The sequence below is a fragment of the Bacillus sp. CPT56D-587-MTF genome (genome assembly GCF_058792335.1).
This window is the reverse complement of the sequence record NZ_JBYTEF010000003.1, coordinates 21,933-35,358: the sequence shown is the minus strand read 5'-3', so window position 1 is coordinate 35,358 and position 13,426 is coordinate 21,933. Positions and strand designations below refer to the sequence as shown.

Annotated in this window: 14 protein-coding genes; 7 read left to right on the top strand and 7 right to left on the bottom strand. The window is 31.5% G+C overall.

What is annotated here, in order from left to right:
• Positions 1 to 244 precede the first annotated feature (244 nt).
• Both AC3WVZ_RS31770 and AC3WVZ_RS31765 read right to left on the bottom strand, forming a co-directional pair.
• Positions 245 to 1,564 carry a relaxase/mobilization nuclease domain-containing protein gene (locus AC3WVZ_RS31770; protein WP_233936956.1) on the bottom strand — a complete coding sequence of 440 codons (1,320 nt, stop codon included), beginning with the start codon at positions 1,562 to 1,564 and terminating at the stop codon, positions 245 to 247.
• A gap of 16 nt (positions 1,565 to 1,580) precedes the next feature.
• Positions 1,581 to 2,291, bottom strand: a complete 711-nt coding sequence (locus AC3WVZ_RS31765; protein ID WP_233936955.1) for a hypothetical protein — start codon at positions 2,289 to 2,291, stop codon at positions 1,581 to 1,583.
• A gap of 262 nt (positions 2,292 to 2,553) precedes the next feature.
• Between AC3WVZ_RS31765 and AC3WVZ_RS31760 the strand changes: the two genes are divergently transcribed.
• Complete coding sequence (locus tag AC3WVZ_RS31760; protein WP_233936953.1) at positions 2,554 to 2,796, top strand: hypothetical protein; 243 nt, start codon at positions 2,554 to 2,556, stop codon at positions 2,794 to 2,796.
• Positions 2,763 to 3,140, top strand: coding sequence for a DUF3801 domain-containing protein (locus tag AC3WVZ_RS31755; RefSeq protein ID WP_233936963.1), 378 nt, complete (start codon positions 2,763 to 2,765; stop codon positions 3,138 to 3,140). Before AC3WVZ_RS31760 ends, AC3WVZ_RS31755 begins: the two co-directional genes overlap by 34 nt.
• Before the next feature lie 116 nt (positions 3,141 to 3,256).
• On the opposite strand, the gene tnpC is transcribed toward AC3WVZ_RS31755, so the two are convergent.
• The 3 genes from tnpC to AC3WVZ_RS31740 form a co-directional block, all read right to left on the bottom strand.
• Positions 3,257 to 4,660, bottom strand: a complete 1,404-nt coding sequence (tnpC, locus tag AC3WVZ_RS31750; RefSeq protein WP_233935200.1) for an IS66 family transposase — start codon at positions 4,658 to 4,660, stop codon at positions 3,257 to 3,259.
• A 67-nt stretch (positions 4,661 to 4,727) separates the two neighbouring features.
• Positions 4,728 to 4,961: a hypothetical protein gene (locus tag AC3WVZ_RS31745; protein ID WP_233936951.1), complete on the bottom strand. Its 234-nt coding sequence runs from the start codon at positions 4,959 to 4,961 to the stop codon at positions 4,728 to 4,730.
• A 191-nt stretch (positions 4,962 to 5,152) separates the two neighbouring features.
• A complete protein-coding gene (locus AC3WVZ_RS31740; RefSeq protein ID WP_016112096.1) occupies positions 5,153 to 5,356 on the bottom strand; it encodes a helix-turn-helix domain-containing protein in 204 nt (67 codons plus the stop codon).
• A 190-nt stretch (positions 5,357 to 5,546) separates the two neighbouring features.
• On the opposite strand from AC3WVZ_RS31740, the gene AC3WVZ_RS31735 reads away from it, so the two are divergent.
• The 4 genes from AC3WVZ_RS31735 to AC3WVZ_RS31720 all read left to right on the top strand — a co-directional run bounded on the left by AC3WVZ_RS31735 (position 5,547) and on the right by AC3WVZ_RS31720 (position 10,625).
• Positions 5,547 to 6,041: a helix-turn-helix domain-containing protein gene (locus AC3WVZ_RS31735; protein ID WP_078187536.1), complete on the top strand. Its 495-nt coding sequence runs from the start codon at positions 5,547 to 5,549 to the stop codon at positions 6,039 to 6,041.
• A gap of 357 nt (positions 6,042 to 6,398) precedes the next feature.
• The gene (locus AC3WVZ_RS31730) at positions 6,399 to 7,631 is read left to right on the top strand and encodes a hypothetical protein (protein ID WP_078187537.1); all 1,233 of its coding nucleotides are present in this window, start codon (positions 6,399 to 6,401) and stop codon (positions 7,629 to 7,631) included.
• 1,313 nt (positions 7,632 to 8,944) lie between these two features.
• The gene (locus AC3WVZ_RS31725) at positions 8,945 to 10,126 is read left to right on the top strand and encodes a ParM/StbA family protein (RefSeq protein ID WP_078187539.1); all 1,182 of its coding nucleotides are present in this window, start codon (positions 8,945 to 8,947) and stop codon (positions 10,124 to 10,126) included.
• 55 nt (positions 10,127 to 10,181) lie between these two features.
• Positions 10,182 to 10,625, top strand: a complete 444-nt coding sequence (locus tag AC3WVZ_RS31720) for a hypothetical protein (protein WP_078187540.1) — start codon at positions 10,182 to 10,184, stop codon at positions 10,623 to 10,625.
• A gap of 594 nt (positions 10,626 to 11,219) precedes the next feature.
• On the opposite strand, the gene AC3WVZ_RS31715 is transcribed toward AC3WVZ_RS31720, so the two are convergent.
• Complete coding sequence (locus AC3WVZ_RS31715; protein ID WP_176116656.1) at positions 11,220 to 11,366, bottom strand: hypothetical protein; 147 nt, start codon at positions 11,364 to 11,366, stop codon at positions 11,220 to 11,222.
• Positions 11,363 to 12,457: a response regulator aspartate phosphatase gene (locus tag AC3WVZ_RS31710; protein WP_233936949.1), complete on the bottom strand. Its 1,095-nt coding sequence runs from the start codon at positions 12,455 to 12,457 to the stop codon at positions 11,363 to 11,365. The genes AC3WVZ_RS31715 and AC3WVZ_RS31710 overlap by 4 nt, the downstream gene beginning before the upstream one ends.
• Before the next feature lie 671 nt (positions 12,458 to 13,128).
• On the opposite strand from AC3WVZ_RS31710, the gene AC3WVZ_RS31705 reads away from it, so the two are divergent.
• Positions 13,129 to 13,425 carry a hypothetical protein gene (locus AC3WVZ_RS31705; RefSeq protein WP_078187542.1) on the top strand — a complete coding sequence of 99 codons (297 nt, stop codon included), beginning with the start codon at positions 13,129 to 13,131 and terminating at the stop codon, positions 13,423 to 13,425.
• Position 13,426: the final 1 nt, after the last annotated feature.

The following is a 13,426-nucleotide window of genomic DNA, read 5'->3' as shown; positions in this document are numbered from 1 at the left end:
TTGTATCTAAAACATATAGCTCATTCACCATGGAATCATATTCTCTTCGTGTGATTTGCTTGCTATACAACTGAATCAATAACTCCTTATGCGCTTTTGAAAATGCCATTTTGTCAATCCATTTTGGATACATACAATACCTCTCTCCCTATCTGTTTAAACATGCTGTCACATTGTATGATTGTATCCTGCTATTCAGATTCTAGCAATCTATAAACAACGAACTCTTACACAATCTCCCGAATCATCTTTCATTTTCTTTTCTACGGTGCTGGTGTTTAGATTGCTCTTGTTTCTTTTCTTCTATCTCTTGTTCCTTCCCTATACTTCCATACAATACATTTCGATTTTCTGTCATGCGTGACAACTTATCCTGTAATTCAGATTCATTTGTTATACCATAATTCTTTTTGAGATAATTCATATCACGTTTTGCAACATCATACTCTTTAAATTCATGATAACGTTCTTGTTTAAATGCCTTTTTATTTTCAGCTTTTTTATAAGCAATAATCAAAGGATGACTCTTTTTATAAATATGGAAACACCCCTTCATTTTATTTAATCTAAAAATCTCATGATCTATACCTAAAAGTTGCTTTTCAAAACTGTCCATTAACGCTTCTTTCGTTGCTTCCAGTTCATCTAGTTCCGAAAGGGACACATTTAGCTGATACATCTTAGAACTTAACTCATGTAGATAATGAATATTTTGTTTCGTAGCCCACTTTTGAAGTCCCTTATTCTCTTTAAATTTCTCATGTGATTTGTCTATCCAATGTCTGTTCATGATACTTGTTTGAATGGGTGAATAATCTTTGTTTTCTATTCTAAACTGTATAGAGGATGCAAGGTAATGAAAACCCAATGTTTTTGTCCGCATAAACTTTCCTGACTTTGGATTCAAAAATGATAAATATTTCCCCTGCTTATGCTCATATCCTTCTTGTTGCATAAACCTTAAAAATTCATGGAATGAATTTGATTTTGATATGTTTTTATCAATCATTTCTTCTAAACTTCCTTTGAAAGATTTCTTCTTTGCTCTAGCTACATACTCGTTAAAATCTACATACTTGTTCCTTCCCTTTCTCCCTTCTTCAATGATGGACAAACCATACTTTTCCGAGATTTTATCATTTTCTTCTCGTAATCGGTCTAACGTATTCACACGCTTAGAATCAAACATTTTTAATGTAGTAAAATCGATATCATTAAAAATAATATGGTTGTGTAAATTCTCTGTTTCTATATGTGTAATCACTGCATATTGATGATTGCCTTTTAAATAATTATCAGCAAATTCTACACCATATTGATGCACTTGTTCTGGTGTCAGATTATCGTCGCTATCAAACGATTGAATAATCATTCTGGCACGCACATCTTTACTACAATGATTCTTTTCATTATAGTCAACGAAAACACTTTTAAAATCCCTATCTATCGTTTCTATCGAACACTCATACGAGGTAACCAATTCCTCATTCGTTTTATGTTCTTGCATACCGTAACGAATGAGCGCTTGTAAATTCATGACCTTTTGTATTTTAACAATTGACATTGATATCAATCCCTACCTAATAAATTTCATATTCATCTAGTATATCTTTTAATTCATACCAATCTTTATCTTCAAAAATTTGATCCAGTTTAGCTAACTTGAATTTTAACTTTTGTGAAAACATAAAAATCTTATCTGCAAATTCTATGAGTCGATTATCCTCTAATGTATACAGCGTATCTCCATATACATATTGCCACACATATTCTGCCACTCCTTTACTTTGTGCTGGCGAGTTTTCTATACTTGCTATGATATACATAAAATCTTCTTTTATCTTTTCATATACTTCTTCTAATACTAATTTTTTTGGGAGTGGAATTTGATTTTCTGATAAGGATTCTATTAATTGTTTCTTCTGTTTTTTAGTCAAACTATCGCTAGTAAACTTGGTTTTCAAATCCAATAATCGATCATATTCTTTCTGAATGATTTTGATAATTTTTTTCTGATTCACTTTAAGAAAATCCATATCCTGATCCGTGTAAATGCCATCTGTATGAATCCTTCTAATTAAGCTATTTATATTCTTACCAATGTAATTTATTTCTTTCGTCAAATCCCTATATACTTTCATATCGACTTCCAGTCTGAAATGTGTTTTTGCGCTGTCAATAAGAAACGCAGATACCGTTTTATAACCTAATTCTTCTGCTTTATTTTTTATCATTTCTTTATCTTGTTCATCTAAAGTTATTTGTAGATATGTTTTATGAATAAATGTCATAATTTCACCACCAGTTTTATAATTAATCGAGCGAAGCGACAACCGTTTTGAAAGCCTCAAAATTACATTTTTCGTCTTTCAAAACGGTAAAGGTTCTAGGAAACTTCCTAGCAAGTCAAAAACAACATTTTTGGGGATTACCATGGTAATCCCCTAGCTTGCCTTTTCCTAAAACCTCAGTAATTCTTTCTGAAAATTATATCATCTTTGACCGAAAAATGGTATGATTTATAGAAGAACTGACGAAAGGCAGGGAATCGATATGGTGACTGTAGACGAGAATACACGGATTGCGATGGAAATCGTTGCACAATCCTTAACAAAATTACTCGAGAACAACGAGAATCAGCCTCAAGATTACATCCTAGATAACAATACAAAAGTCGGGAAACAAAAAATTAGCGACCTGATAAAAAAACATGCACAAAGTGGGGGCGTCATTGCTTTAGATGAAAATTTGACAAAGCAACAATTGCAAGATTATCAAAAAGAGCTAAAAAATTAGGCGTAGATTTTTCTGTAGTGAGAAACGGTAAAGAGGATTATTCCTTTTTCTTTTCCGCAACACAGGCAAATGTCATTGAAAAAGCATTAAAAAATATAGTAGAACGAAAAATAGTTGTCTTAAACAAAGAAGAAGTCAAACAAGCAGAACAAGATTTGAAAGAAGTTCGTCAACAGGTAACACCAGACCAAGCCAAAAAAGTAAAAGAAGTCTATGATAACCTATCGACAGCTGACCAAAACAAACCAAAAGAAACAAACATATCGTACAATCGTTTATCCAAACAAGAAAAACAACTGTACAAAAAATTAGAAGAGCTAGATGCCGTCAAAAAAGGGTTATAGTAACTACTCAGCTTCTTCAAATAAAAAAACAGGCCAAATACATGTTTCCGATTCGAAAACATGAAAAGAAAATACTCCAATCAGAGAAAGAATCTATGCCAAATAGAGAAATTCTCTTATGAAGTCGTGTTATTCCAAGGAACCGTTCTAGTTTCTATGACTTGGTTTATCGCTTGTAAGACCGATTGTTTTTGTTTTTTCATGGTACTCATAAAGCTTCGTATCTGACAAAAAGATTCTGCGCCTTTCTTACTTCGGAAAGTCCCAGACACTTTCTGTTTTACTTTCGTCATCCGAATATCCCGTTCTGCTTGATTGTTATCAAATGGAATGGCTGGATGTTCTAAAAACCCTAGAATTCTGTCAGAATACTTGACGAAGCGATTCCATAAATTTTGAGAAGGCGTCTGCTTTCCTTTCTTCTTTTGTTTCGTGGAAAGAATCTGTTGTTCTTTCAATATGGATTGATACATAATAAACAGATTCTTTTGCGTCGCTTTTGGCATGGTACCTTCGGATTGCTTTTTCATCGTCAACGCTTGCGTTAGAAATTTCTGCATCTGTTGTGCCCATTGTTCTCCAGTACTATCTATAATTCCTTGTAAATCTCGTAAGAGATGGGCATTACATAAAACGTGACGACAATCTGTATACGCATCATACGATTTCCAACCATCATGCATCGCAATTCCAGAAAAAGATGGCAAGATTTCTCCAGCATCCATTGCTTCTTTTCCACGTTTTTGATGAATATGTTGCAATGTCACCTCCGGTGTACTGGCAGTATGTAACCATTGTGTTTTGTTTTCTACACGCATACCAGTTTCATCAAAATGGACAACAGGAGACTGCAGAATCTTTTCCTTTACTTCTTTTATGAATGGCTGCAATTGAGAAGCGAAAGCCTGTGTATGATTTACCAGGGTTCCTTCGCTTATAGAATGTCCAAAACAATCCTGAAAGAATTCTTTTGTTCGCTTCAAAGAAATGCATTGATAATGCGTTAAATAGGGAATCAGTCTTTTTATATTTGGACCATATTGAACAGGACGAGATACTGTCGAAGGAAATTGGGCTTCTTGGATAGAATGGCAATGTGGGCATTCTTTCTGTTCTACTTTATGTTCTGTCACTTCGATCTGAATAGGTGGTAAGTCATACACTTGGCGAATGCGATACCCTTTTACAGGCTCGTGGTTCAAGGAAGTATGACAACAAGTACAATATGTAGGAGAATGTGTAATCGTATGATCTGGAGTCGCTGTCAAACCAAGAGTATGTCCCTTGTGGCCCAACTGGCCACCCGTTTGACGATGAGACGGTTTGCGCAAACTTTTTGTAACGGGCTTACCCAAACCATCTGTAGAAGGTGGCTTATGACTATTTTTGGAGTTTTTTTTTGAAGCATTTTCTAGTTCTTGTATACGTTTTTCTAACTTAGAAAATGTTTCTTCAAATAAAGAAATAACAGCTTCAGGTCCTTTTTTATATGTATCTAAAATAATTTTTCGATCGACCATAAGATTCACCTCCCCTGTTTGATATACTCAGTATTTACAAATGGGAGGCATATGAAACTAGTAAAATTTAAAAAAGACACCGAAAGGTGGCTGAGTAGTTACCTGTTAGATAACAAGTTGCTCCATTTTTCAAGAGAAGACGTTGGTCTGTCAATTCCTTTCCTTCAAACAATCGCTCCTGTCCGTTTTCATCAAATACTTGAAACAAAACATCGACACTCATAGAGCTCACGTCTTCTCCTTTATTCACAATTGGTTCGTTTGGTATGAATACATAGTCATACCCTAATCGATATTTCACCACTATACTTCATCCTTTCTTTGAATGATTGTAGTTACTTTGGCTGTACAGGTGTTGGAAGATTACCATCGTACTAGCCCCTTAATATATATGTTTAGTTTCCAAAAACCAGTAATTCCATTTGAAATGTTAGTTTTTTTTACTATAATGAATAAAGAATAATAAATATGATACTATTATTAATTTGTTTTCTATTGCTTTTTCACTTTATAATAAGTAGGAATAAAAAAATGTTCTACTGGCTTATTAAAAGCTTCTGAAATTGCCTTAGCACGAATTGCATTGACGCCCACAGTTCCTTTTTCAATAGCATACAATACTTGGGGTTTTATATTTAATTGTCTACCTAATTGTAATAAAGACAGTTTTTTGGCGTTACGTTCTTGTATTAACATTAACTTCAAAAACCTCCTTTATTTGTAATTATTGCTAAGTATACATCACTTTTCAAGTGGTGTATACTATAAAATACCAAATTTTTATTACAAATTACTAAAAATCTGAAAATAACAACAGAACGCTAAGTTTAACTCTGTTTTTTACTACGACAAAATATCAACTTAATATATGAAAGGATGTTTTAACTTGCCTATTTTCAATGACCGCTTAAAAAAACTTCGACAACAACAACGTTGGACAATGAAGGAATTAGCTGAAGAAATAAATAAATTTGTAGATTCACCCTTTAGTGTTTCTTCTGTTTCCAATTGGGAAAATAAAGGTTCAGAACCTCCTTATAATATTCTATGTGCTATTGCTAAAGCGTTTAATGTTAGTTCTGATTATTTAATAGGGCTTAGTGATCAAGAAACTAATACTAATATCCCTTCTTTACAATTAAATGAAAATGCAAAAAAGGAAATTCAATCAACAATCAAAACAGATCAAATACAACAAGATATACAGGTAAAAGTCCAACACATCCAGGAGCAACTTGGCGTTTTATCGCCAGAAAAAAAAGAACTGTTAGATAAAGAATTAATTGAATACCTAAATTTTTTCGATTATAAATACAATATGCTATACAAGGAATTTTTAAGCTTCACTAATTATATACAACGAGAAATACACGCTCCTTAAAAATCAGGGCGTGTATTTCTCCACATTATAATAACATGTAACAATAAGCTTCTGAGTAAAAAATACTATTTTATAGATTGCTATTCCATAATAATAGAGATAAAATAGAGACGTGCTATTTTTATTTCAAATAAAATTCACCAAATAAAAAACCCTACTTCTCAGACCCTTTTAATTGATATCTCAGTTTGGCGGCTGAATCAATTAAAAAATCACACTGGGAAAGCAGGGGGTTTATCGCAACATATTTAATTACAATGAAATTATATCATATGTTAAATATGTTGTGAATAAAAAAACCTCTGTTTTCCAACATTTTCTGTTTGATGAGTGGGAATACTATAGGAGGTTTTTTCTATGGAAACTGGTTTTGAAAACATAACCGCTATGGATCTAACTAGCGATATTGATTTGGACAAACGAACTTTCAAGACAAACATGAAATTTAGCAAAAAAAATAAAACTTCAAAATACCTCATGCATGGGCCAAAGTTTTTTGATGAGCTTCGTATATATTTAATTAAAAATAACGAGCTTGGAGAATTTGCTTTGTCTTCATCCGCATTAGCCACTTACATTTTACTTCATTTTAAGGTAAATGATTTAGGGCGACTTCCTCGCGATTTCAAACTATCTACTATCGCGAACGAATCTGATATTCCCTATACAACTATTCATACAGGTTTCCAAGCTTTACTTCATTCTGGACTTGTTAAAGAAATTTTTATTAACGGAAAAATTCCAGTGTATGAAATTTGCAACTATGCAAGATTCAATCGTACAGCAAAAGAAACAAAAGATAATGATGGAAAACTTTCATATTTTCGAATCCCTAACTTATTGTTAGAAACTTCTATTTTAAAAGAGTTAGTTTCCCATCGTGACAGCAAAGGTATCATTGAACTTTTAAATCTATGTAATAATTTCACTCGTGAACTTGAACTTAAGAGTAAAGATTCCATTGAAAAATACACGTTACCTCGCAACATGGACGGCTTAAAGAAACGTTTAGGACGAAATGCAAAAAAAGTTCGTAACTACATAGAGATTATTTCACCAATCTTTAAATTTGATGCTGCTGCAAAAAAGATTAGAAACCCACGTAAAGGGCGGATAGCACGCATACGTGAAAAGATCCAACAAATTGTTATCACTCAATTTACAGTTAACATCAATTCTGCATGCGTGATTGAAAATGATCGAGCTGAAATTAGACAAACAGAAGCTAAAATGCGTAAAGAAGCAACAGCCCGTCTTGAATCCATTGGCATAGCATTAACCAATAAAGATCGTAAAGACATTGTTGTTTCTTATAAAGGAGAAGTATCACGAATCGCTACATATATTAAAAACAAACAACTTCGTGATGATTTTATGACTTATACCATGAGTTATGCAATGGATCAATGTGAAAATTTCTTATCACTTGGAGAAAAAATAAAATCAATCGGTGGCATGATACGAGCAAAACTGCGTGAATCGTTTGTGCCATGGGCGGAACGATATTTAGACGATGATACACGTCATACACTTGTACTGGAACTTATTTCTCATGATATAGATGTACCTAATGCATTCCGACTTACTTAAATTTTAAAAATGAATAGATTATAAGCCTTGTTCAAAAAAATTACTAAGGACAGGGCTATTTGTCATGTTGAAATAAAATAGACAATCTTTCTATTACCCTATAATTCTAAAAATCAGTAAGGCCATTTTTCCTCCCTAACTGTTTTTTTATATTCTTGTATACTAGATTACGCTTAAATACTTGTGGAATTGTTAATAAATCTATAATTCAATTGTGTAAACCTTAGTATATTGTTATAAAGTTTGTGTGAATCTGAATAGTTTGTAGTTGTAGTTATGGATAAGTTAGTATTCCGATTCAATTTTTTAGACAATTCATCTAACCTTAGAGCCACAAGAGTTTCCAATCTTTTCTTTTCATCTATATAGTATTTGTATTTTTTATATTATTATTGAAGCTTTTATATAGTAATTGATATTATTACTTAATAAATAAATATATACATAAACAAATGAAAAATTAATAAAAAGCATATTTTTCATACATTTAAGAGTTTATAGGGAACTTTGACAAAACTCGTAAATAAAATTAAAACTTTTAGGGAAATTCAACTAGTTTTAGCGAAGCACAAGGGTGTACATACTTCCCCCAGAATTGCTACAGCAACTGACTTAATCTCTAAAACCTTAATTAGGAGTTGATTGTATGAGTCAAGTAATCTCATTACAACGTCCACAACAAAATTGTAAACATTTAAAACAATAGTGAGAACACAATGAACAACGTGGACAAACAATGTAAACAAGTTAAGCAACCTTAGAACGCCTCTTCATCAATTGACATAGCAAATGAGATAGTAAAGATCCAGGAGGAAATGGAAGCATTAGAAACAACAGAAGCAAAAAAAGAAAAGATGGCGGCAATGCTGGAAGTAAATCAACCAAGCCCCCTTCCAAGATTGGAAGGGACTCGCTCGGCGTTTGCCTAGCAAACAGGTTCTAGCTTTTGGGATAGACGCATCTGTTCATTCCTTATTTTTGTTCGATTAATATGGGGAATGACTACAATTTATTAGGAACAACCTTCATGAAATTATACATTTACATACTCCCTGCATTCAAAAAACTTGCACGAAATAAAACGTGTAAAAACGGAATAAAATTTATACTCATTTCATGGAAAATAAAAATAGAATCTTTAATAAGATTTATTCCTTTTTCACAAAAAAATAAAACATAAGTAGAATAAAATTTATTGCATTTGTGTTTTAAATGGAATAAAATTGATGTATAATAAGGATATAAGAAGATGATGAAATAAAATTTATTTTTTATAGTTGTTATTTAGAATAAAAATGGTAGGAGGAACTGAAATGACGAATGAAAATATTAGTGTGGTAGAAAAAAATAAAGTGAATGTGGAAGCTGATCTCGGAAATAGTAATTTAAAAATTTTTATTAATGATGAATACGTAACTGTACCGAATGTCTTTCAACGTATTCATGGGGGAATGGATGCCTATGAATCTGATGAAAATAAGAATGTATTAAATTTATTGGAGAATTTATATGTTCATGTATCTAGTAGTGCAATTAAAAGGAATGGAAGTTTTTTAATCGGGAAACGTGCCATGCAAAACTCTGAAAAAATGAAAGCGATGAATATTAAGATTGCCAATAAACATGAAGAAGATCTTCCGATTATTAATACATTGAGTGTTATTGGAGCAAAAATGATTCAAAAAGTATATAAAGAGACAAAAGCGATTCCTGATGTATTGAATATAGATATAGATTTAATAACTGCTATTCCTGCAAGTCAGCATACCCCTAAGACAGCTCAATTCCTTGTGAACAGATTTACAGAGAATAAACATGTAGTAATCATCTATGTCGGTGACAGACCTATCACAGTACAAATTGAATGCTCTAGAGTACGGGTTACAAAAGAAGCAATGGCAGCATTATATGCGATTACGGAAGCTCCAGATGAAATGTTCAAAGAGTTTCAAGAACTATATAAGGATCGTTTAGATAACAAAGAGATTAAAGGAGATTTCTTTAAAGATAAAAAAATTTTACATACAGATATTGGCGAAGGAACAAGTGAGTATATTTTTACCGATGGTTTAAGTCCAGTCTTAGACAGTTGTTCTGGTGAAAGAAGAGGAATTGGCCATGCAATTGAAGAAGCATGTGCCTTATTAAATAAGGAAAGAACAACTAATTTTAAGAGACAGCAATTTACTGAAATTCTTTTAAATAAAAATGATAAATACTATGAGGATGCATCCGAATTTATATACAATACAAGATTCGAACAAGCGGAACTAATCCAAGAGGATGTAGAAAACAAATTCACGAATGATACAGGCGGTCAGGCTGAGGTGTTAGCTGTGTACGGAGGTGGTAGTATCTCGTTGAAAGAAGAATTATATGATGAATTATTAAGGTTGTGTAAAAGAACGGGTATGATGTTATTATATGTTCCAGAAAAATATGCAATAGAATTAAATCCAAAAGGTATGAATGTTTTGAGAAAAATCATTGATTAAAAAAACAAATATCAAAGTAGAAAAATACGTCATATATGTAAAAAGGTGAGTTGAAATGAAACAAGAACAATATAATTGGAAATTTAAAAAGATGACAGGTGATCCAAGTTTTAAAGAGTGGCATAGTAACCAAGATAATATCTCACACTCATTGAATACATTGGTTAGCTTTATCATTCGTTTAATTGGAACAGGTGATTTAGGAAGTTTCGATAATCAAACAAAACTGCAACAAGTTTTATTACTACAAGATGAATCATTTATTAATGCCGTTGCGAAGAGAGTTAATACTCGTTCATCAAGTAGCTTTGTTGATACAGGTCAGGAAAGAATAGATGAAAAAACAGTATTAAAAGAAATGAGTACAGAAGCTTCGAACCAGCAAATTCAAACAATAGAACAAGAAGCTCAAAAGATGATAAAAGAAGAACATTCAACAGAAAACAATAATCTAGAAACATATGAAGAAGTAAAGAAAAATGCAAAAAACTTTTTTTAAAAAATAGAATTGTCATGTATTATAAATTAGACTTTTTACTACAATACCTAGAATATAAAGAAATGTCTTGTACTTTTGTTTTACGAGGTTGAAAAGTGGAGATTAAAAGCAATTCAATCCATCAGGCATAAGTGGAATACTGAAAAAAGAAAAAATGGTAGATAATTAATAGTAGATGTATATAAATTATGTGAAAAGTATGAAGAGTTAACAAAAGAATTGGATGATATAAAAAAATGACTTTATTATGTTTTAAACGACTTTTTTGTCATCCTACACTAATTAAAGAGAGCACAGAAAATCCACTCCTTTAGGGGGGGAAGGTGTTTTTTTATGTCAAATTGTGAAAGCCCACGGGTTTAGTCGTGGGCTTTCACAATTTTCATTTGGTTGCCGAAAAGATTTTTAATATCATTAATAGTGATATCAGTTCTAATTTTTTTATTGGAATAGAATGTTATTATCTATTGAAGATTCGATTTGGGATAATGACACTAAGCATTGTAATAGGTGGTATAGGTATAGCAGGAGCCTTAGTATATAATATTTTGGAAATTGTATTATAAAGAGTATTTATATGACATAGGAGAATAATTAACCTCCTATGTCTCCGTGTGAATATTGAATTAAAACCTTATCTGTATATTTATCAGTATTCTTTGTTTGTTTAGTTTGAACTCCAATACCTAATGTTAGCGATAAAGCTATTAAAATCCCCAGAGCTTTTGACTTTTTATTCATATTAATCCTCCCTTTTTTTGAATTTCATTTCTTGTTTTACTTGCGGCTTGAAAAAACTCACATGCTTTTAAATGATTCAATTCATCTAGGTATTTATGAGCTAATAGTTCTTGATATTCTAAAGTATAATTTAAAAGGTTATTTGAAGTAAAATAATTAAGAGCCTTTTGAATCAAAGGTTCGAGTGCCAGGGCAGGAATCTTATCATTAATCCCTTTTAATATTTCAAAATGTAGAGGATATTCTTTATTCTTTAAGTAAATACAAATGTTTAAACCACGCTCAATACGTTCAGAAGCGTCTTGATGACGTTTAAGTTTCATAAGCTCTCTTGCTTCAATAAATAATGCTCTGAAATTATTTAAACTTTTTTGATTAACTTCAGCAAGACATTGAATAGCTAAACTTGGTTTGTTTTGTTCACTATACATTAAACCTAAATTATGTTTTACCATTAAAATATGCCCATCCTCTTTGAGATCATAAAACGTATTTAATGCGCGTTTGTAATATTTTTCTGCCTGTTCATATTTTTTTAAATGAGTCCAAGATAGCCCAAGTATATTATTACAAAAAGCAATATTTAATTCGCAATGCTCAGACCCTAAGAATGTTTCTTGAGCTTTTTGTATATGCTGAATTGATGATATTAGTTGAAAATCTCTATGCAACATAGAACCAAATGTGTAATGGAATTCAGCAATATCTAACTTGTCGGTACAGTAAATCAGCTTAGATTCTGTTATAATCAAGTGTTCTTCAGCTTTATTATAGTTTCCAATTGTCGTGTAATACATTGATTTGAATAAATGGTAGTAGTAAGACATAATTCCATTATCAGGAGTAGGAAAAGAGTCGATATCTTTAAAACTTTCCTGAGTCACTTCAAAACGATTGATGAAGACATTATAACGAAATTGAATAAGGGCATAATATAGCGATAAATCATTAGAATAATGAAAATCCCTTACTTTAGGTTTAATACTTTCGTTAAATTGTACGGCTTTATTAAGATTTCTAGAACGGATTGCTAAGTACCATTCATTTAATAGTTCATTTAGTTGTTCATCTCCCTTTAATTGAACGTTCATATAATCCTCCTACATAAATATTCCAATCTAGTGTGTGAAAATAACATCAGTTGTGAAATGTTTTTCGAATTTTCTTCCGATTAATATTGGTATATTAAATGATAGCAAAAAAAGAATCGGATTTGCATCTGTAAAAATATTTCTCAGCAAAATTTCTTTATAATTTAAAATTTTCAGATTTTTAATACATTCATATTCCTCCAATCCATTCAAAAATGATAATGTTTTCCCTGCATATTAAACTAGTCTTGCGCATTAGAGAAATGATAAATGAATGATAAATTTTCCTGTTTTTGAACTTTGTACAAGTATAATAAAAGATATCCAGATATATTATGTATATATGCATATCCATTATTTACTAGGTTTTGTTTGTATTTGCTGTTTTTTAGGCTGAATATTTATATGTATCCATAGAGATAAGATTAGACATTGTATATATGGTGGCGTATATTCGAAAGTTCAATAACATGTATTGTGAATTAGAAATCACTATATGCCTGCTTTATTTACGCCTACTCAACCAATGAAGAAAATAGAATTTGATTTTGAAGATCACCTAAAGAAAAAGAATAGCTTTTTTGCTGTTTTTAGTGGTACAAATTCAAAATATAAAATTTTACTCATATATATCTAGAGAACCTAGAAATTTATATGGATGGTGAGGATGTATGAGTCAATATCAAATGTTGTACAGCACACCGTATCTCTATTCTTCTCGTACCTTGCAACAAATGTACAAAAGTACAAGAAAAGAAGAGGATATAACAGCGATACAGGAGCACATGCTACGTCATGACGTGTATCTGGACCGACAGTACCGAGGTTATTATTATTTAAGTCAAAAAATTGAAGGAGATTTATATGATGATGAACATCCTGTATCTTGGAATGAGTTATTAGAAGATTATCAGTTATTTAAGGATTCCCAAGGTAATTTATCTATTCAGCCGAAAGGATGGAGATAAC